Genomic DNA, 21262 nt, shown 5'->3' with positions numbered 1-21262 from the left:
GTTCTCATGGATATTAAAGAAGCTCGAAAACAGATAGATAGTATTGATTCTGTATTAGTTACGGAGTTTGAAAAGCGACTCACATTGATTAAAGAAATTGGTAAATATAAGGATGAACATCATTTACCACTTATTGATGAAGAACGGGACGAAAGTATTATTGCTTTACATACTCAAAATTGTAAAGAAAAAGTTTTAGCACCTTATGTTGAAAATTATATAAAAACTGTTGTTTCTATGAGTAATGAGTTCTTAAAAGAGCATATGCATAAGCATATTTTTCTCATTGGTATGCCAGGTGCAGGCAAGACTACTGTTGGTAAGGTTCTAGCAAAAGAGTTAGGTCGAGATTTTTTCGATTTAGATCAAACAATTCAAGATAAGGTAGGTAAATCTGTTCAAAATATCTATATCTACGATGGTAAAGATGCTTTTAGTGAATATGAATATACTACAATTAAAGAATTAATTCATAACAAACCATCTGTTATTGCTACCGGTGGCGGTACTGTTACCTATGATAAAACTGTAAAATTGATGAGAAATAATGGTCTTGTTGTATTTGTTAATCGCGATGTGAATCATATTTTAGATGATTTGGATTTGGAGATTCGCCCACTTGTAAAAGAAAGTATCGAATATATCTTTAATGTATATGAAGAACGATATCCTTTATATGAAGAAGTAGCACATATTAAGATTGGTAACGAAGGTAGTATTACCGATGCAGTGCAAGAAATTATTGAAGCCTTGCCGAATACGGAGAAATAATGGACGCCATACGAGGATTTGTATACCGAACTATATATGAGAATACACAACGTACATATTGCGTGTTTGTCCTGAAAGATTATAATGAGGAATACATTACTTGTACTGGCAAATTTGAGTCTCCTAAAGAAGGGGAAGACATTGAAGTACGGGGCCGTTATGTAGAACATGAAAAGTACGGTCGCCAATTTGATGTGAGCAGTGTCGAAAAGTTAAAACCTGATAATATGGGTGCTGCCAAGAACTATTTGTTAAATTTAGGCATAAAAGGTTTTGGTGAAAAATCCGTAGAGAAGGTACTAGAGTATTTTGGTATTCGTATCTTAGAAATTTTACGGGAAGAACGTCCAGAAGAGATTAAAGATGTTCCAGGTCTCCGAAAGAGTGTTAAGGATGAATTATTTAATACCTTACTTGGTGAAGGAATTTTATCCGATTTAAATCATTTTTTTGAAAGTCATCACATTTCATCGAAATGGAGTCGTATTGTATATACCTATTATGGTGTGCAGTCAGTTGCAGTTATAGAGGATAATCCTTATATCTTGTTACGTGTAGCTCCAGATATGCTCTTTGGTACGGCCGATACTTTGGCCGAACATTTAGGTGTCACTGGCAGTGATACACGCCGTTTAGAGGCTGGTTTAGAATGGATTTTACGCAGTTTAGATAATCAAGGTCATACATGCTTACCCGTAGATCAACTTATCGGTCGATTAGATGAGCTATTACAAACTGATGTAGATGATATTGCTAACTTTATTGAAAGCCTTCTAGAACAAGGTGCACTGTATAGTACCTATTATGAAGATATCTTATATATCTATCCGCCAGAGATGTATGTTTCTGAAGTGGAAGGTGTCCACTATACTCGGGAGTTTCTATTAGAAGCTGATCCAATAGCATTAGATATTCCTAGTTTTATTGAAAAGTTTGAACGAGACAACTACATTACTTTTGGTGATGCTCAAAAAGAAGCTATACAGCTCTCATTTTTTGAAAAGTTTTCTCTTATAACGGGTGGTCCTGGTACAGGTAAAACAACTATTATTAAGGCGCTAGTAAAAGGTTTCCAACTCGGTGGATTGGGGCGTATTATACTTTGTGCTCCTACGGGACGTGCTGCAAAACGTTTGACCGAGGCTACTGAGTTTGAAGCAACTACAATTCATCGTCTATTGGTACCTGTTCAAGGTAGTAACTCCTATGACTTTACAAAGAATGAAGATGATCCACTTGATATAGATGTTATTATCATCGATGAAGCGTCTATGCTTAATGTGCGTCTATTCTATTCTTTAATGGCGGCCATTCCTAAGGAAGCTCATGTCATTATTGTGGGTGACGTAGATCAATTACCACCTATAGGTGCTGGATTTGTATTAAAAGATTTATTAGATAGTGATTGTGTGCCCTATACACGACTTAACCAGATTTATCGTCAAAGCTCTGGCAATACTATCGTTGAAAGTGCTTACGCAATCAACCGTGGTGAAATGCCTAACCTAGAAGGTGTGAGCGAAGAGTTTTCTTTTATTCCTGTTAAATCTTATGACATGATGATGAAAGCTATCATTGATGTATATAAACGTGAACAAGAGACGATAGAGGATGAATTAGATATTCAAATTATTTCTCCTATGCGCCGTGGTGAAGCAGGTAGTACATTGATATCACAATATGTACAACAAGCCGTAAATCCTCCAGACAGCTATAAGGGAGAAGTTCATGTCAATGGCATTACGTATCGCGTTGGGGATAAGGTTATTCAAATTCTCAATGATTATGAGTTAGAAGTGTTTAATGGCGAAATTGGCGTTATCTATGCTATTACGCGGACCGATATTTGTATTCGATTTATCCATAAAGAGGTTCGTCTACCTATCGATGAAGCACATATGATTATGCCTGCTTATGCTATTACAGTTCATAAGAGTCAAGGTAGTGAGTATGGTGTAGTTATTATTCCATTTGTTCCACGTTATGGTGGCATGTTACAACGTAATTTGTTGTATACTGCTGTTACGCGGGCAAAACGAAAAGTAATTATTGTCGGCACTACGAGCGCAGTTGAACGTGCTGTGCGTACTGTTAATGCCGATGAACGTTACACATTGTTTAAAGAACGACTACAAGGGAGATGTGATTCGTAATGAGTCTTTGGGATTTCCTATTTCCACCTGTATGTCCTCACTGTGGTGCGCCTGTAGCAAAACAGGGGGAGTGGTGTGAAACTTGTTTTACCAATCTACTACATATTCGCCATGTACCATATAAGTTTTTACACTATGTAGATGATGTATGTGTGTTGGCCGAATATCGTGGTGGTCTAAAGTCTATGATTTACGATGTAAAATTTAATGAAAAAAAGGAGCAGTCCAAAGGGGCCGCTCCTTTTTTAGTATCGTACAACTTTTACATGAAATATAATGAGTCTAACATTGTGAACAGTAATTGTAAAATTATGTATGATTATATTGTTCCCGTACCTTCTAGTAAAAAGAAAAAAGCTAAGAGGGGATATAATCAAGTAGATTTATTTTTTCTTGAATGGGCTCATTCTCTATGGGAAATAAATAGAAAAAACTTTAAATGGTTAGATTGTATATACAAGTTTGATACTTCTCGAGATATGTGGAGATTAACAAATAAAGAAAGACATCATAATATTGATGATGCCTTTGTTATATGTGCTGATTACAAGGATATTGATTTGACAAATAAGAATATTTTAATCGTAGATGATATATATACTACAGGTGCTACAATTGAAGCCGTAGCAAAAGTCTTACAAAAGCATAACGCTTTACGCGTTGATGCCCTTACGCTAGCTAGTGGTAGTTTCTAATCTTTACTATTAAATGTAGGAATATAATATTTGATTTTATAGTAGCATTATAAAATGTATTCATATCAAATTATGGCGATAATGTTTCTAAAAGAAATAGTTAACTTAGTATATAAAAAAGCGTTCACCTGAGGGTGAACGCTTAATTAACATATTAGCCAAGTACATCAATAAATGCTTTAACAACATCTGGATCAAAGAGAGACCCAGACGCACTAAAAAGTTCTTCTTTTGCTTTAGCTTTTGTTTTAGCCCAAAATTCAGTAGAAGGATTAACTGTTGTATCATAGTAATCTGCTACAGCAATGATTCGAGCTCCCAATGGAATATTAGCACCACGTAGATGTTTAGGATAACCGGAGCCATCCCATTTTTCATGATGGTAACGAATATAAGGTAAAATTTGTTGGCAGCAAGGATAGTTTTCAATCATATTGGCTCCACTTGCAGCATGTTGTTTATACTTAGACATTTCTTGCTTATTAAGATATGGAGATTTTTGGATTAATGCATTAGGTACCATTAATAGACCTACGTCATGAAGTAGAGCTGCGTGACGAATCTGTTCGATTTCATTTAATGGTAAACCCATTTTAGCTGCGATGCTAACAGCATAGTTTGAAACCTGAATAGAATGTGTATAAAGATGATAGCTTTTCATTTGTATCATCTGCAAAAGTTGTGCGCTTATGGCTTCTAAACTATCTTTCTCCAGTTCATACAAACCTGATGGTTGCATCAATGATAACATAAACATAATAAACCCCTCTAACTAACAAATAGAACATATGGTACAACCCCTCGTACTTATGTTCATATCGTACAACTTTAGGCCGTTCTAATTTAACAGTATACAAATTATACACCATAAATAATTTTTTGTGTATGATACGTATGTTCTTACATATATGTTGTATTCATATTTGGCATACAAAAAATAATTGACATTTTAAGAACCCACTAGATATGGTACTTAAAAAAAGTGATTTTAGAAATATTAAAATAATATGAAGAATATTTTAGGTTTACTATTCCAATTTTCTATACATCAAAATTAAGGGTTGCAAAATTTATTCTCATTGGTCTAAGAATTTTTCGATCTTATGTTTGGTAAATATTTTTTAGAGATATTTAACTACATACATAAATTTTAATAGTATCATAGTAAAACTAGACATGAATTCTGTTATTCTTTATAATACGTCTATACGGGTCTGTGGTTGAAAGTCGAGGCCAGTCGCAGGCAAAACGATCCACATAAGCAGCCCAAAGGGTTGTGAGCATGGTGCGGCTTAGGTGTAAGTCCTGCCGGTATAACCGAGAGAGGTAGTAGTGGGGAGTCTCAGACTTATGAGCGAACCCTCCAGCAGGCGAGTGTGGGGGCAAAGACCAGGTCAGCCGTATAAGGGCACATGAGGATTTTCTCATGTGCTTTTTCTTTTTATACATTTGTATATTATAAAATCTATAAAAAACCACTAATAATGGGAAAGTTTTTATACATAGGAGTAATATTTATACATACTATGTATAAAATTAAAATATAAATATAGGAATTTTGCGATAATGTTAAAATTTATATACAAAATTATTGACATAATTATACTGAGTCTATATACTATTATAAAGTAGTAGTAAGTTAGAATAATGAGGTTGATAATATGTTAAATAGTAAAGTAAAAAAATTAATTGTTGGTGGTTGTATGTTAGTGATGGCGGCTTCTTTAGTTGGTGGTTGTGGTTCCTCTAATCAACCTACATCTAATAAACTTGTCGTTGGTACTAATGCTACATTTGTTCCATTTGAGTTTAAAGATGAAAAATCTCAAGATTATACAGGTTTTGATATTGAATTGATTCGTGCGATCGGTAAACGTATTAATAAAGATGTAGAGCTAAAAAATGTAGCTTTTGATGCTTTGATTCCAGCTTTGAACACACATGATATTGATGTTGCTGCATCTGGTATGACCATTACAAAAGCGAGAAGTGAAAAAGTATTATTTTCTTCTCCTTATTATGAAAATGCTTTAGCAGTAGTATATAGAGATGGAACGGCTGTGAACTCTCTTGATGATTTAAAAGGTAAAAAAATTGCAGCCCAATTAGGTACTACTGGTGCAGATTTAGCTCATAAAATTGAAGATACTACTGTAAAAGAATTTGACCATAGTAATGAAGCTTTGTTAGAATTACAAAATGGTGGAGTAGATGCAACTGTAATCGATTTACCTGTAGCTCAATATTACAGCACTAAGCATCCTGACCAACATATTAAATTTATGGCATATCCAAATACTAAAGAATATTTGGGCTTAGCAATTAATAAGGATAACAAAGCATTGCAAGAAGAAATCAATAAGGCAATTGCTGATATGAAGGCTGATGGTGAATTTAATACATTATATAAAAAATGGTTTAATGTAGATGCACCTGCTGATATGCCAGTAGTTTTAGAATTTAAATAATAGGAGAGATTATGAGTTTTAATTGGGGGTTAATTGCGGATAATTTACCGCTCTTACTACAAGGTGCTCTAGTGACTGTAGAAATTACAGCCATGTCTGTGGGTTGTGGCTTTTTTATCGGTCTTTTAGTATCTTTAGCAAATTTATCTAAATTTAGATTAGTTAGATTGCTTGCAAAATGTTATGTAGATATCATTCGTGGTACACCACTACTGGTACAAATTTTCCTAATCTATTTTGCCTTGCCTATGATTACAGGTCAACGGATTGATCCATATATTGCGGCTGTTACCGCGTGTAGTATTAACTCTGGTGCTTATGTATCTGAAATTTTCCGTGCTGGTATTCAATCTATTGATAAAGGTCAAATGGAGGCTGGTCGTTCTCTTGGGTTAACTTGGGGACAAACTATGCGTTACATCATTATGCCTCAAGCTTTTAAAGCAATTATTCCTCCGTTAGGGAATGAATTTATTGCCATGTTGAAAGATTCCTCTTTAGTTTCTGTTATCGGCTTCGAGGAGTTGACACGTCGTGGTCAATTAATCATTGCTAAAACCTATGCATCCTTTGAAATCTGGGGTACGGTTGCTGTGATTTACCTTATTATGACAGTGACTATCTCACAATTAGTTGGATATCTTGAAAGGAAATATAGCATTAAATGATTAAATTAGTAAATGTACATAAATCTTTTGGTAAAAATGAAGTACTAAAAGGTATTAATTTACATATTGAACAAGGTCAAGTTGTTGTAATCATCGGCCCTTCTGGTTCTGGTAAAAGTACGGTACTGCGCACTATGAACTACTTAGAAGAACCTACATCTGGTAAGGTTATCGTAGATGGTATGGATCTTTCTGATAAGAAAAAGTTAAATGATGTTCGTGCTGAAGTAGGAATGGTATTCCAAAATTTTAATCTATTCCCACATATGACGGTTATGGAAAATCTTACCTTAGCACAAACTAAGGTTCGTAAAACATCTATGGAAGAGGCTAAGAAGATAGGTCAAGCTTTACTTGATCGAGTAGGTTTGGCGGATAAAGCCAATGCATATCCTGATTCTTTGTCAGGTGGTCAAAAGCAGCGTGTTGCTATTGCTCGTGCTTTAGCTATGAGACCTAAAGTAATGCTTTTTGATGAACCTACTTCAGCTCTTGATCCTGAAATGGTTAGTGAAGTACTAGATGTAATGAAGTCTTTAGCTGAGGAAGGTATGACGATGGTCATCGTTACTCATGAAATGGGCTTTGCGAAAAAGGTAGCGGATAGAGTTTTATTTGTTGATGGTGGCTTGATTTTAGAAGATGATACACCTGAACGAGTATTCGATGCTCCTACAAATGAAAGAACAAAATCATTTTTAGACAAAATTTTAATAGATTAATTAATGATATTATAGGAAGCAAATTCTAGAATTAGAAATTGCTTCCTGTTTTTTTACATTAAATTTAACCTATTTATTTATATTAATTTTTATTATATATGTATAGCTTAATATCTATTAATAAATTTGATAACCTTTAGGCTATATTTATTAATTATAAAGAGTTTGTATAAAGATTTAAAGTGTAGATTAATCTAAAAAACACGATTATGCTATAAATATTTGTGATATAACAATAATTTATACAGTCATTTTTTAAAATAATAATTTTTAATTCATATATTTTTATGATTATAAAAGTATACAATTAATTTATAGGGCGCATATAATTATTTATAGCATGTATAGATATAGGGATTGTTGAGGTTTACATTAAATAATATTCTTGTTTTCGGTGTTTGTATATTCATTAAAAATGTAAATATTGTTGTTTGATATTTTATACATGCTGTGTTATGATACAAATATAGAGCAAGACAGTAAGACAATATATATATTTTTAGGAGGATGTTACCATGTTAGGTAAAGTAAAATGGTTCAGCGCAGAAAAAGGTTATGGATTTATTGAACGTGAAGACGGTAGCGATGTATTTGTACACTATTCTGCAATCCAAGACGAAGGCTTCAAATCTTTGACTGAAGGTCAAAATGTAGAATTTGAGATTGTTGATGGAAACCGTGGACCTCAAGCCGCTAACGTTGTTAAAGCGTAATTACATACCAAAAAAATTATAAAAACAACATATAATTGAACCCCGATAGTATATAATATCGGGGTTTTTTGATTTTCTATATAAATTTAATTCATAATTCTACAAAAAATATAAAATTTTTACATAAAAAAGAAGGAGTTTTATAGTTGGATGTAGAAATACTAAATATAACACGAGGGATAAGGTTATATAATACCACACACTCGCATCTCGTGGATGATTTTTAGAAAGGGTGTTGACTTATGAAAGTAGCAATTAGAGGAAAAAACATTGAAGTGACAGATGCCTTAAGAGCATATATCGAAAAAAGATTGAGTAAATTGACTCGTTACTTCGATGATGAGTTAAATGCACAAGCGGTTTTATCCGTTGTAAAAGATAAATCTACAATTGAACTTACATGTTTTGTTGATAAAATCGTTCTTCGTGGTGTGGAAACTAACGATGATATGTACGCAGCTATTGATTTAGTAGTAGATAAAATTGTTCGTCAAATCCATAAATATAAAACTCGTTTAGCTAAACGTTTCAAAAAACAAGAAGCTTTCCATCCTGAAGCTTTGGCAGCTCCTGTGGAAGAAGAAACTATTGAAGTTGTAAAACGCAAACACTTTGTTGTGCGCCCTATGGATGTTGAGGAAGCGATTTTACAAATGAATCTTATTGGTCACGATTTCTTTATGTTCTTTAATGCTGAAACTGAAGCGATGAACGTTGTTTATCGTAGACATGATGGTTTCTATGGTTTGATTGAGCCAGAACTTCAATAATATATAATGTCGGCTGAACTTAATCCTAACTCCTTTCTACTTTAAATCAGCCGATTATTATATTAAGGTGGATGACTTAAAATAGTCATCCACCTTTTTTGCAAAAATAATACTATAAATAATCTTGAAATGCCTTGAATTCTTTGACTATTCAAGGCTTTTTCGTTATAATAAGTTAGATAAAATAATGTAAGATGTCCCGTAGAGGAGTGATTTGTTTGTTAAGCTTTTTACAAAGGCTATTAGGCAATAATAACGCAAAAGAAATTAAAAAAATGCGTGCTATTGCAGATCATATTAATGAAATTGAACCTAATTATATTAAATTAAGTGATGCTAACTTAGTGGCAAAAACTGATGAGTTTAAACGTCGTTTGCAAAAAGGGGAAACGTTAGACGACTTATTACCAGAAGCATTTGCTGTAGTTCGTGAAGCATCTAAACGTGTTTTAGGTATGCGTCATTTCGATGTACAGTTAATGGGGGGCATTTGCCTACATAATGGTAATATCGCTGAGATGCGTACTGGTGAAGGTAAAACATTAGTAGCTACATTGCCTGTATATTTGAATGCATTGACCGGTAAGGGTGTACACGTTGTAACAGTAAATGATTATTTGGCTACTCGTGATAGCGAGCAAATGGGACGTTTATATAATTTCTTAGGTCTTTCCACGGGCCTTATTGTGGCTAATCTTGACTTTAATCAACGTAAAGAAGCCTATGCGTGTGATATTACATATGGTACAAATAATGAGTTTGGTTTTGACTATTTACGCGATAACATGGTAACCGATGTTGTTCAAATGGTACAACGACCATTGAATTATGCCATTGTGGATGAAGTAGATTCCATTCTTATTGATGAAGCAAGAACACCACTAATTATCTCAGGTCCTGGTCAACGTTCCACCGATAATTATTATAAATTGGCTAAAATTGTTCCTCACCTTGTAAAAGATGAAGACTATGTTATTGATGAAAAACAAAAAACTATTGCCCCTACAGATTCTGGCATCGCAAAGGTTGAAAAAATGCTTGGCGTTGAAAACCTATATGATGCAGAAAATATCGAGTTGAATCATTTGCTTGGTGCTTCTTTACGAGCTTATGCTATGATGCATCGTGATACTGACTATGTGGTTAAAGATGGTGAAGTTGTTATCGTCGATGAGTTTACGGGCCGTTTGATGTTTGGACGCCGTTATTCTGATGGTTTGCATCAGGCTATTGAGGCTAAAGAAGGTTTGAAAGTTGAACGGGAAAGCCAAACTTTAGCATCTGTCACATTCCAGAACTATTTCCGTATGTATGATAAATTAGCAGGTATGACAGGTACTGCCAAAACAGAAGAAAAAGAATTTATCGATATTTATGGATTAGAGGTTATACCAATTCCACCGAATAAGCCTTTAATCCGGATGGATTTGTCAGATCAGATTTTTAAAACTAAAGCTGCTAAATATCGTGCCGTAGTACGTAATGCAGTAGAACGACATAAAATAGGGCAACCTATTTTGATTGGTACTACATCTATTACACAGTCTGAAGAACTTTCAGACATGTTGTTGCGTGCAGGTGTACCTCATAAAGTATTGAATGCTAAACATCATGAACAAGAAGCAGAAATCGTTGCGGCTGCTGGCCAAATGGGAATGGTAACAATCGCTACTAATATGGCTGGTCGTGGTACTGATATTACTCTTGGAGAAGGTGTGCCAGAACTAGGTGGGTTAGCAATTTTGGGGACAGAACGCCATGAAAGCCGACGTATTGATAATCAATTACGCGGACGTGCTGGTCGTCAAGGGGATCCTGGCTCTTCTCAATTCTTCTTATCATTAGAAGATGACTTAATGCGTATCTTTGGTGCTGACAATATTACAGGTATCATGGATAAACTTGGTATGGAAGAGGATGAACCTATCGAGCATTCTTTGATTACTAAATCTATTGAACGTGCTCAAAAGAAAGTAGAGGATCATAACTACAATATTCGTAAATATGTACTTGAGTATGATGATGTTATGAATCAACAACGTGAAGTATTATACGAACAACGACGCCGTATTTTACGTAACGAATCCTTGCGTGAAACAATTAACGAAATGATTGACAAGCTTGTTACCGAATCTGTAGATGCTTATGCTGATGAAAAGCTCTATCCAGAAGAATGGGATTATGAAGGTCTCTATAAACATTTAAGTCAATATTTCTTAACAGAAGAGATTATGTCTTCTCAAGATATGGAAGAATATAGTCGTCAAGACTTATTAGAACGCTTATTAGAAATTGCTCATGAAGAGTATCAAGATCGCGTTGATATGCTTGGAGAGGCTATGTTTAGCCAACTTGAAAAGGCGATTATGTTGCGCATTGTTGATAATAAATGGATGGAACATTTGGATAATATGGATATGTTACGAGAAGGTATTGGCCTTCGTGCATATGGTCAAAAGAATCCGTTGGTAGAATATAAGTTTGAAGCTTTTGATATGTTCCAAAACATGATTGCAGCTATTCAAGATGAGACAATCATGGCATTATACAAGATTCGTGCACAATTGATTCAAGAAATCGAAGAACCAGTTGATCACTTAGAAGGTGCACAATCCCATCATGAAGATGTGTTGGAGCCACAAAACATAGATTAAGATTTGTGAATGGCACGTTGCTCAAAGGGATTTCCACTGGGCAACGGCCATTTTTCTATTTTGTTAAGGTGATAGTTTATTGATGTAATAGACTAATTAACTAAAGGTGGTGAACATAAATTGTTAGAAGATCTAAAACCGATTATTTCTAATTTAGAAGAACGTATTTATGGGATGAGGGATTCACTTTAACATCGCTCAAAAGGAAGACAGAATATTTACACTTGATGTACAGATGAGTGATCCTACATTTTGGGATAATCCAGATAAAGCTCGTGAGATTTCTCAAGAGGCCACACAATTAAAAAATGCTGTAGAAAGCTATAAGCAACTTGTTAGTGATATTGAAGATGCTAATATGATGCTTGAAATGGCTATAGATGAAGATGATCTCTCCATGGAGAGTGAAATCAAGGAATATGTTAAGCAAATAGAAGAAACCTTGGAAAAGCAAGAAGTACTTTTATTGTTAAGTGGTGAATATGATGCAAATAATGCTATTTTAACATTTCATGCTGGTGCTGGTGGGACTGAGGCACAAGATTGGTGTTCTATGTTAATTCGCATGTACTTGCGCTGGGCTGAAAAATCTGGCTTTTCTATCGAGTTAATGGATGAACAACCTGGTGATGAAGCAGGAATAAAATCTTCTACATTCCTTGTTAAAGGTGAAAATGCCTTTGGTTACTTGAAGTCTGAGAAAGGTGTACATCGTCTCGTTCGTATTTCACCATTTGATGCTGCGGCTCGACGTCACACATCATTTGCTGCTGTCGATGTAATGCCTGAAATCGATGATACTGTGGAAATTAATATCGATATGAAAGATGTTCAAGTTGATACGTATCGTGCTAGCGGCGCTGGTGGTCAGCATATTAATAAAACCGATTCTGCTGTTCGCATGACACATAAGCCGACAGGTATTGTAGTACAATGCCAAACACAACGTTCTCAAATGCAGAATAGAGAACAAGCTTTACGTTTGTTACGGGCGAAACTATTTGAGTTAGAGCTCGAAAAGCAAGCTGAACTTAAAGAACAGATTGGTGGTACCTACCAAGCAATTGAGTGGGGTAGTCAAATTCGTTCCTATGTATTCCATCCATATAATCTTGTTAAGGATCATCGTACTAGTGTAGAAACTGGTAATGTTCAAGCTGTTATGGATGGCAACTTAGACCCATTTATCGAAGGTTTCTTAAAAAAAGAGGCTAACTTAACAATTTAGGAGATACTATGAAAAAGCTTTTACTATTCCTATTAGTGCTAATTATTGCTCTTGTAGTGGCATCCCAATTTTTATTGCCATCTTTTATTGGCTCTCGTATTGATAGTCAATTAAATGAAACATTGAAACCAACGGCTCAAACAGTAAATGTTGAGGCTCAACCTGCTTTCAAAATTTTATATGGTGAGGTAGATCGTGTTTATGGCACTTTGGAGAATATTAAACTGGGTAAATTGAATTTTGCTAGTTTTCGATATGATGCTAAACAAATCTTTGTCAATCCAATTTCTTTATTAGCTAGTCAACAAATTGATATCGTTAGTGTCGGGAATGCTAGTATTGATGGGACTATTAATAAAGCTGACTTAGCGACTTTCTTAAGTAATGAAGCAGGTAGTGATATTCAAGACGTACAAGTTGACATTAGTAAAGATAATATCAGCCTAACCGGCAAAATGAATGTAGGCATGGTGTTTAAAGGGGATGTTAAATTAGATGGGAATTTAGAGTTAAAGGGCAATACATTATTGTTTTCACCTAAAAAGTTCACCATAAATGGTGCTACAATTCCTGGAATGACATCTAATGTGTTAGAAAGTACTCAAATTTATGACTTCAACAATTTTCCAATTCCTGTAAAAGCGGAAAGTTTAACTGTTGATAATGGTGAAATTCTCATTAAAGTAAAACCTGTACTCAACTAGAAAGGATTTGTCGTGAATCATCGGAACACACAAAAAAGTAAGTACTCATGGATTCTTATACTTTGTATTATTATAGGTCTTTTATCTTCCTTATATTTAGTATTTGAACGCCATCAGATTGAGAAATCTCAAAATCATATTGAAAATATCGTAGATTATGATGCAGTTTTACGAGCCAGTGCCTTTGAAAAGCGCAGTCAACAAGAAGCTTTTAATGCGTTACGTAATGCTGGTGTGACTGCTTTTGCTATTTATGATCGCACGTTAGAAAAAGCAAAAGATGCGGGCCAGGTTAAAGTATTAAGCTCTGAAGAGATGGACTCTGTTCGTGTTAATGGCGCTGCGATTAAACCTGGGGCGACTTATGTAGCATTAATTTCAGGTAAAGAAGGCTATTATAAAGAAATTCGAGAGGATTTATACCACCGTATTGGCAAGGACAAGGTGAAAGAGCTTAATACAAGTATTGGTCCTGTTCTTGAATTGTATGGTGCAACAGCAGATAGCTATGCAAAGATGAATCTTGGTATTTCAAAATTGCAAGCACAAGAGGTTGCAGATCGAGGTTTCAATGTTATCGTTCGTCCAACAAACTATAGAAACGTAACATCTGAAGATATTCAATATCTATTTAAACGACTTGAAGGCATTCCTCATGTAACAGGGATGATTTTTGCTGGTAAAGAAGCTCTTGGTGCACCTAATTTAACGGATGAAACATTAGCCTTATTAAATAAAAACCATATTCCACTAGTTGGTATCGAAGCTGTAAATCAGTTGCAGTATGAGCCACAACAAGGTTTCTTGGAAATGGCAGCCAAAAATAATTATAGTGTAGGTCGTGTGTATACTATCGCTAAAGAGGAGTTAAAGAAAATTACCCCTGAAGAAGCGGCACAACGTTTTTACATTAGTGACATAGAGCGAAATATTCGTTTTAACTTGTTCCCGATGTATGAAACAGGTATAAATAATGAAACTGTATTACAAACTACAATCAATTATATTAATATAGCTACAGAGAAATTGGCTGTAAAAGGTTATGAATTCGGTCCAGCAGATATTTATCCTGCCTATACACCAAATCCATTATTAGTAGTTATTACAATGATTGGGGCTATCGCACTTTTTGTATATGTTTTACAAATGATGTTACCAATGTCTAAGCACACGCAACTTGTAGCATTTTTTGGCATTTCTTTGGCATCCATTGTTGTATTTATTCTTACAAGTGGTACCTTCATTACTCAAATATGGGCTCTAACTAGTGCTATTATGGCTCCTGTAGGTGCTATGATACGCTTGATGGAAGAGTGGCGTCATTATGATGGTGCACGTCCATTAGGGGCCATTAAGTCTACTGTTCTTGCATTATTATACCTTGTAATTGCTGCATTATTTGCTGCTATTGGTGGTATGTATATCGCATCTTTATTGGGCAATACGAAATTCTTTATGGAGTTTGCTATCTTTAGAGGTGTTAAATTGACCTTTGTTCTACCAATTATTTTAATTATTATTGCGTACCTTCAACGATTCCCATTGTGGAAAGGCCGCATGATTAACTCCAAAGAAGAAGCGAAAACATTTGTAGTAGAATTCTTAACTATGGATGTAAAATTATATGTATTCTTTATAATAGCAGCACTTGGTGGTGCAGTATGGGTATTTGTTGGCCGTAGTGGACACACTGCAGGTGTTCCTGTACCAGGCTTTGAACTTATGTTACGTCGTTTTTTAGAAAATACAATGTATGCGAGACCGCGTGAAAAAGAGTTCATTATTGGTCATCCTGCTTTAATGCTAGCTACCTTTGCGTTTATGCGTAAGTGGCCTACAGTAATGCATTTCTTATTAACTCTAGCTGGTGTTATTGGTATTGCTTCAATGGTTGAAACCTTCTGTCATCTTAGAACACCAGTGTTCATGTCCGTTATGCGTGGTTATGATGGTTTGTTAATTGGTGCCCTTTTTGGAGTGCTTCTTATCATCGCAGTACGGTTTATGATGTACGTAACACAATGGTTCCAAGCTAGGGAGGTTGACCATGAGTAATATTGTTATCTCTGGTTATTATGGCTTTGGTAATGCTGGTGATGAGGCCATGCTTTGTGCTATTATCGATGCTATTCGTAAAGAAGAGACTGATGCGCATATTACTGTAATTTCTGGTAATCCTAAAGAGACGAGTAAAAAGCATAATATTAATGCTGTAGGGACATTCTCTGCATTGGGGATTTTAAAAGCAATTGCTCATTCGGATCTTGTTATTAGTGGTGGTGGTAGTTTATTACAAGATGCTACTAGTATTCGCAATACTTACTATTACTTAAGTATTATGGCACTAGCAAAGTTGCTTGGGAAAAAAGTAATGCTATATTCCCAAGGTATTGGTCCTTTAAATCGTTCATCTACACGTCGTGCCGTTGGATTTGTATTACGTTTTGTAGATACTATTACAGTTAGAGATTCTATTTCAAAGGATGAACTAGTTTCTTTGGGAATTGAAGATGTAGAAGTTACTGCAGATGCGGTATTGGCCATGCAACCAGCAGATCTTTCAATTGGCGCTCATATTCTGAAAGGATATATATCTAAAATATCTGAAGAAGATGAACAACGTAAACGAATTGGTGTGGCGGTTCGTAGTTGGAAAGAGGATACAGAATATAGAGAATCCTTAGCTAATGTATTGAGCAGATTACAAGAACAGGATAATGTGGAAATTATCTTTATTCCTATGTCACATCCTGAGGATACAAAAGAGGCTAAGATCATTGCTAGCTATATGCCGAATGGCGCTATTGTGTTAGAAGGTCCGTTCTCTACAGAGCAACAAGTGTCGTTATCTGGAAATGTGGACCTCATGATTGGTATACGTCTTCACGCTTTAGTTTTTAGTTCTTTAATGGAAAAACCAGTTATTGGTATTTCCTATGATCCTAAAATTACAAGCTTTTTACATATGATTGGCCAAGAGCCTATTGGCACAATGACTCATTTGCGTGAAGAAGCCTTATATCAATGGTGTCATAAATTATTGAATTTTCGTGAGGCGTATCAAGCATCTTATGACCGCATTGAAGCATTGCGTGTAGATTCCCAACGCAATGCAGAAATTGCTATTTCATTACTTAAAGAGTATTAATATATTGGATTTTATCCAGAAAGTGAGGTCTCTATGGCTACATTAACACAAGATGTTAAACAATTAGTTCAAGAGAAGGCAAAAGCTATTCGCGTTGGTATTGTACAGTCTGTAACGGCAGCGAAATCCGGTCACCCAGGTGGTTCATTATCCATCGCCGATGTGATGGCCTTGTTGTACTATGTTGAGATGAATGTAGATCCAGCAAATCCAAAAGCTCCTAATAGAGATCGTTTTGTCCTTTCTAAAGGTCATGCAGCGCCTGCACTATATGCTACATTGGCAGAAAAGGGTTATTTTCCTAAAGAAGAACTCTTGAACTTACGTAAAATTAATCATATGTTACAAGGTCATCCTGATATGAAACACACACCAGGTGTAGATATGTCTACAGGCTCTTTAGGACAAGGCATCTCTGCGGCTTGTGGTATGGCATTGGCAGGGAAAATTGATAATGCAGATTACCATGTATACTCTATTCTTGGTGATGGTGAGCTTGAAGAAGGTCAAGTGTGGGAAGCTGCAATGTTTGCTGGCTTTTATAAACTGAATAATTTGACAGCTTTTGTCGATTTTAATGGTCTTCAAATTGATGGTGATATTACTAAAGTTCTTTCTCCATTGCCAATTCCAGAAAAGTTCAAAGCTTTCAATTGGAATGTTATTGAAGTTAATGGTCATGACCTTGATGAGCTTCATAATGCTATTGAAACTGCGAAAGCTTTCACAGACGCCCCAACATGTATTATTATGCATACTGTAAAGGGTAAAGGCGTTGAAGAGATGGAAGGTCAAGCGGGCTGGCATGGTAAAGCACCAAGTGAAGAGCAAGGTGTAGCCTTTGTTAATGAAATTATGGGGGTGCAATAATGGGTAAAGCAACACGTGAAGCATATGGTAATGCGCTAGCTCGCATTGGTAAAGAGAATACTAATATTATCGTACTAGATGCGGATTTATCCAAATCTACTAAAACAGATACATTTAAAGCTGTGTGCCCAGAACGTTTCTTTAATGTAGGTATTGCAGAGCAAAACTTGATCTCTGTTGGTGCTGGACTTGCAGCGGCAGGTAAGATTCCATTTGTATCTTCTTTCTCCATGTTCGCAACAGGTCGTGCGTTTGAACAAATTCGTAATGCTGTATGCTATCCAAAATTAAACGTAAAAGTTTGTGCCACACATGCGGGTATTACTGTTGGTGAGGATGGTGCAACGCATCAAAGTTTAGAGGATATTTCCTGCATGCGTACATTGCCAAATATGACCGTAGTGGTACCTGCTGATGAGCACGAAACAGAAGCTGTTATCGAATGGGCTGCATCTTATAACGGCCCAGTATACGTTCGTTTGGGTCGTGCTGGTGTAGATGATGTAACTAAAGAAGGCTATTCTTTTGTGCCAGGTAAATCTACTACCTTGGTAGATGGTTCTGATGTTACAATTATCGCCTGTGGCGCATTGGTTGGCCCTGCAGTAGAGGCGTCTAAAATTTTATCTGAAGCTAATGTATCTGCTCGCGTTATTAATATGGCATCTATTAAACCTATTGATGCTGAAGCAATTGTAAAAGCGGCTACTGAAACTGGTGCTATTGTTACAGCCGAAGAACATAATATCATTGGCGGTCTTGGTTCTGCAGTATCCGAAGTAGTAGTAGTTAATAAGCCTGTACCTATGGAATTTGTTGGTGTTCAAGATACATTTGGGGAGAGTGGAACACCAAAAGAATTGATGAAAAAATATGGCTTAACTGCAAATGACATTGTAGAAGCAGTAAAACGTGTAATCGCTCGTAAATAATCAAAGGGGATCCCATGATTGAATTTAAGAATGTTAGTAAAGTCTATGATAATGGTTCTGTTGCATTAGACGATGTGTGTTTAACTATTAACGATGGTGAATTTGTTCTCGTTTGTGGTCACAGTGGTGCAGGGAAATCAACTTTATTTAAGTTATTAACGCATGAAGTAGTGCCAGATGCTGGTACTGTCATTGTTGATGACTTTGATGTTACGCGTATGAAGCGCAGTAAAATTCCTAAATTGCGGAGAAAGCTTGGCGTTGTATTCCAAGACTTCCGTTTATTGCCTAATAAAACGGTAGCAGAGAATATTGCTTTTGCTCTTGAAGTTATTGAAGAAAAACCAAAAATCATTAAAGAAAAGGTGAGTCATGTATTAGACCTAGTTGGTTTATCTGATAAGGCTAATGACTTACCAGAGGATCTTTCTGGTGGGGAACAACAACGTGTTGCGATTGCTCGTGCTATTGTTAATCGCCCAACAGTTTTAATTGCTGATGAGCCTACTGGTAACCTCGATCCAGATACTAGTAAGGATATTGTAGAGTTATTCAAACATATCAATAATTTTGGCACTACCGTTATTATGGTTACTCATAATATGGATCTTGTTTCGTACTTGAATAAACGCGTTATTCGTCTAAAAGATGGCCGTGTTCAAAGTGATAATATGAGAGGTGCAGAAATTAATGAAGCTTAGAACGATAAAATACTATTTTAAAGAAGCACTGAAGTCTATGAAACGTAATGGACTTATGACATTAGCGTCCATTTCTACAGTGGCTTTATCCTTATTTATGCTCGGCGTATTCCTTTGTGGTGTCATTAATTTGAATAACATGGCATCCAGTCTAGAAAATCAAGTACAGTTAAGTATTTACTTAAAGGATGGTTTAACAACTGATCAAATTATGGCAGTAGGAAAGCAAATTAAGGCTATACCTAACTTAAAGCATTTAGAATTTGTTAATAAAGAGCAAGCTATGAAGGAGTTCAAAGAACGCCTTGGTGATCAACAACAATTGGTAAATGCTTTAGGTGATGTTAATCCGTTGCCTAACTCGTATGTGTTGACCTTTGATAATCCTAGTGATGTAAAAGCGACTGCAAAATTAGCTACTACATTCCAAGGTGTAGAAAGTACACATTATGGTCAAGATATTGTAGAAGAGCTTTTCCGCATTACGCAAGTAATTCGCATTGGTGGCATTGTATTGATTGCTTTCTTAGCAGCTGCAACATTATTCATCATTTCAAATACAATTCGGTTGACTGTATTCGCACGTCGTAAAGAAATTGCAATCATGAAATATGTAGGTGCTACTAATGGATTTATTCGTTGGCCATTTCTGATTGAAGGCATGTTGTTAGGCTTAATTGGTGCTATCATTGCCGTTCTTTGCGTTGGTGAATTTTATCACTTCATCACAATGGAAGTTTCTGAATCATTAGCATTCTTCCCTTTAGTACCAATGTTCCCATTCTTCTATGATGTAGCCCTTTATATCTTAGGTGGCGGCATAGTAGTAGGTGCTATTGGTAGTACTATTTCTTTGAAACAATACATGAAGGTGTAATGTTTATGAATAATAGTATATTTAAATCTCGTTTCGTAGCGGCAATTTTGACTGGTATAGTGGTATTGGGAACACCATTATATATCGTTGCAGAGGACGAAGATTTAACAAATCAACTCGATTCAATACAACAACAAGTTAATCAACAAAATGCTATAAAGTCAGATGCTGAAACTGTAATAGTCAGTGTATCCGAACAGTTACGTCAAATCGAAGAACAATTACGTCAGGCTCAGCAACAATTGGATTCTATTCAACAACAACGTATAGCTGTTGAGAATGATATTACGGTGAACGAAAAATTACTTGCTGAAGCACAAAAGCGCTTAGAAGGGCGAGAAGCCGTATTTTATAAGCGTGTACGTGATATTTATATTAACGGTCGTTTAAGTTACTTAGATGTAGTTATTGGATCTAAAGATTTTACAGACTTTGCTAATCGTTTAGAAATTTTAAAACGAATTATTGATTCCGATATTAAATTAATTGAGGAAATCAAAAAAGAGCGTGCTGAAATAGCGGCTCGAAAGCAAGCACTAGAACAGTCTCGGGCAAAACTAGTTGAGCTTGAAAAAGCAGCTGCGGCAAAACGAGCTGAAATAGAGCAAAAGAAGAAAGAACGTGAGGTAGTTCTTCAAAAGGCGCAAAATGATCGTGCTACAGCAATGCAAGCAGTAGAAGAACTAAATGCATCTTCTGCACAGATTACAGCGTTATTGAAAGCGCGTCAAGCAGAGCGTGCCGCTGCACGTGCTGCTGCAGCGGCTCAACAATCTTCACAAACTTACTCTTGGGTACAAGGGTCTGGTCAACTTGGGTGGCCTGTAAGTGGTGAAATTACTTCTCCATATGGCTATCGTACACATCCGATTTGGGGCACTACAATTTATCATTCTGGCATTGATATTGGTGTTGATGAAGGTATACCTGTTCATGCTGCAGATGGTGGTACTGTTGCTTGGTCGGGTTGGATGGGTGGCTATGGTTATGCCGTAGTTATCGATCATGGTAATGGCATGTCTACTCTTTATGGACATAATTCTGAACTTGCTGTCTCTGAAGGGCAAGATGTAGGTAAGGGTCAAGTTATTGCCTATGCTGGTAGCACAGGCAATAGTACAGGGCCACATGTACATTTTGAAGTTCGTATAAGTGGGGATCCTGTGGATCCTATGGGATATTTATAAT

19 protein-coding genes are annotated in these 21262 nt (G+C 35.8%); 18 read left to right on the top strand and 1 reads right to left on the bottom strand.

The annotated features are described in order from the left end of the window. The first annotated feature begins 6 nt into the window (after positions 1-6). The 3 genes from Q7O55_RS00540 to Q7O55_RS00530 are packed head-to-tail and all read left to right on the top strand — an operon-like array spanning position 7 to position 3619. Positions 7-771 (top strand): shikimate kinase, encoded by a 765-nt coding sequence (locus Q7O55_RS00540; protein WP_303927610.1) that lies wholly within the window; start codon positions 7-9, stop codon positions 769-771. Beyond that, positions 771-2924, top strand: coding sequence for an ATP-dependent RecD-like DNA helicase (locus tag Q7O55_RS00535; protein WP_303927608.1), 2154 nt, complete (start codon positions 771-773; stop codon positions 2922-2924). The genes Q7O55_RS00540 and Q7O55_RS00535 overlap by 1 nt, the downstream gene beginning before the upstream one ends. Next, the gene (locus tag Q7O55_RS00530) at positions 2924-3619 is read left to right on the top strand and encodes a ComF family protein (protein ID WP_303927607.1); all 696 of its coding nucleotides are present in this window, start codon (positions 2924-2926) and stop codon (positions 3617-3619) included. The genes Q7O55_RS00535 and Q7O55_RS00530 overlap by 1 nt, the downstream gene beginning before the upstream one ends. 154 nt (positions 3620-3773) lie before the next feature. Here the strand turns inward: Q7O55_RS00530 and Q7O55_RS00525 are convergent, their stop codons facing one another. Continuing rightward, on the bottom strand, positions 3774-4376 hold the full coding sequence (locus Q7O55_RS00525; protein ID WP_004693025.1) for an HD-GYP domain-containing protein: 603 nt from the start codon (positions 4374-4376) through the stop codon (positions 3774-3776). A 904-nt stretch (positions 4377-5280) separates the two neighbouring features. On the opposite strand from Q7O55_RS00525, the gene Q7O55_RS00520 reads away from it, so the two are divergent. From Q7O55_RS00520 to Q7O55_RS00450, 15 genes are all read left to right on the top strand, one after another. Beyond that, positions 5281-6087 carry a basic amino acid ABC transporter substrate-binding protein gene (locus Q7O55_RS00520; RefSeq protein ID WP_303927606.1) on the top strand — a complete coding sequence of 269 codons (807 nt, stop codon included), beginning with the start codon at positions 5281-5283 and terminating at the stop codon, positions 6085-6087. Positions 6088-6098: 11 nt separating this feature from the next. Next, entirely contained in the window at positions 6099-6755 is a 657-nt protein-coding gene (locus tag Q7O55_RS00515; protein WP_004693053.1) for an amino acid ABC transporter permease, read from the top strand. Further along, positions 6752-7477, top strand: a complete 726-nt coding sequence (locus Q7O55_RS00510; protein WP_303927604.1) for an amino acid ABC transporter ATP-binding protein — start codon at positions 6752-6754, stop codon at positions 7475-7477. The genes Q7O55_RS00515 and Q7O55_RS00510 overlap by 4 nt, the downstream gene beginning before the upstream one ends. Positions 7478-7992: 515 nt before the next feature. Next, positions 7993-8190, top strand: a complete 198-nt coding sequence (locus Q7O55_RS00505; RefSeq protein WP_004693056.1) for a cold shock domain-containing protein — start codon at positions 7993-7995, stop codon at positions 8188-8190. 242 nt (positions 8191-8432) lie between these two features. After that, positions 8433-8960, top strand: coding sequence for a ribosome hibernation-promoting factor, HPF/YfiA family (gene raiA, locus Q7O55_RS00500; RefSeq protein ID WP_101928219.1), 528 nt, complete (start codon positions 8433-8435; stop codon positions 8958-8960). Between the two features lie 218 nt (positions 8961-9178). Next, positions 9179-11614: a preprotein translocase subunit SecA gene (secA, locus tag Q7O55_RS00495; protein ID WP_303927600.1), complete on the top strand. Its 2436-nt coding sequence runs from the start codon at positions 9179-9181 to the stop codon at positions 11612-11614. Positions 11615-11734: 120 nt separating this feature from the next. Then, positions 11735-12842, top strand: a protein-coding gene (gene prfB, locus Q7O55_RS00490) for a peptide chain release factor 2 (RefSeq protein WP_303927598.1) whose coding sequence is annotated in 2 segments (ribosomal slippage) — positions 11735-11791 and positions 11793-12842 — 1107 coding nt in all. Because the reading frame shifts where the segments join, the coding sequence is not laid out codon by codon here. Between the two features lie 8 nt (positions 12843-12850). Then, positions 12851-13546, top strand: coding sequence for an LmeA family phospholipid-binding protein (locus Q7O55_RS00485; RefSeq protein WP_303927596.1), 696 nt, complete (start codon positions 12851-12853; stop codon positions 13544-13546). 12 nt (positions 13547-13558) lie between these two features. Next, a complete protein-coding gene (locus Q7O55_RS00480; protein WP_303927595.1) occupies positions 13559-15601 on the top strand; it encodes a DUF5693 family protein in 2043 nt (680 codons plus the stop codon). After that, complete coding sequence (gene csaB, locus Q7O55_RS00475; RefSeq protein WP_303927593.1) at positions 15594-16694, top strand: polysaccharide pyruvyl transferase CsaB; 1101 nt, start codon at positions 15594-15596, stop codon at positions 16692-16694. The genes Q7O55_RS00480 and csaB overlap by 8 nt, the downstream gene beginning before the upstream one ends. A gap of 33 nt (positions 16695-16727) precedes the next feature. Further along, a complete protein-coding gene (locus Q7O55_RS00470) occupies positions 16728-17564 on the top strand; it encodes a transketolase (RefSeq protein WP_303927591.1) in 837 nt (278 codons plus the stop codon). Continuing rightward, positions 17564-18496: a transketolase family protein gene (locus Q7O55_RS00465; RefSeq protein ID WP_303927589.1), complete on the top strand. Its 933-nt coding sequence runs from the start codon at positions 17564-17566 to the stop codon at positions 18494-18496. Before Q7O55_RS00470 ends, Q7O55_RS00465 begins: the two co-directional genes overlap by 1 nt. Positions 18497-18510: 14 nt before the next feature. Continuing rightward, positions 18511-19197: a cell division ATP-binding protein FtsE gene (ftsE, locus tag Q7O55_RS00460; protein WP_303927587.1), complete on the top strand. Its 687-nt coding sequence runs from the start codon at positions 18511-18513 to the stop codon at positions 19195-19197. Next, positions 19187-20074: a permease-like cell division protein FtsX gene (gene ftsX / locus Q7O55_RS00455; RefSeq protein WP_118091466.1), complete on the top strand. Its 888-nt coding sequence runs from the start codon at positions 19187-19189 to the stop codon at positions 20072-20074. Before ftsE ends, ftsX begins: the two co-directional genes overlap by 11 nt. Further along, entirely contained in the window at positions 20074-21261 is a 1188-nt protein-coding gene (locus Q7O55_RS00450) for a murein hydrolase activator EnvC (RefSeq protein WP_303927585.1), read from the top strand. Before ftsX ends, Q7O55_RS00450 begins: the two co-directional genes overlap by 1 nt. Position 21262 lies beyond the last annotated feature (1 nt).

This window comes from Veillonella parvula (assembly GCF_945949885.1).
Classification (GTDB): domain Bacteria; phylum Bacillota; class Negativicutes; order Veillonellales; family Veillonellaceae; genus Veillonella; species Veillonella parvula_B.
The sequence above is the reverse complement of the archived record's forward strand: the minus strand, read 5'-3'. Positions and strand labels throughout refer to the sequence as shown.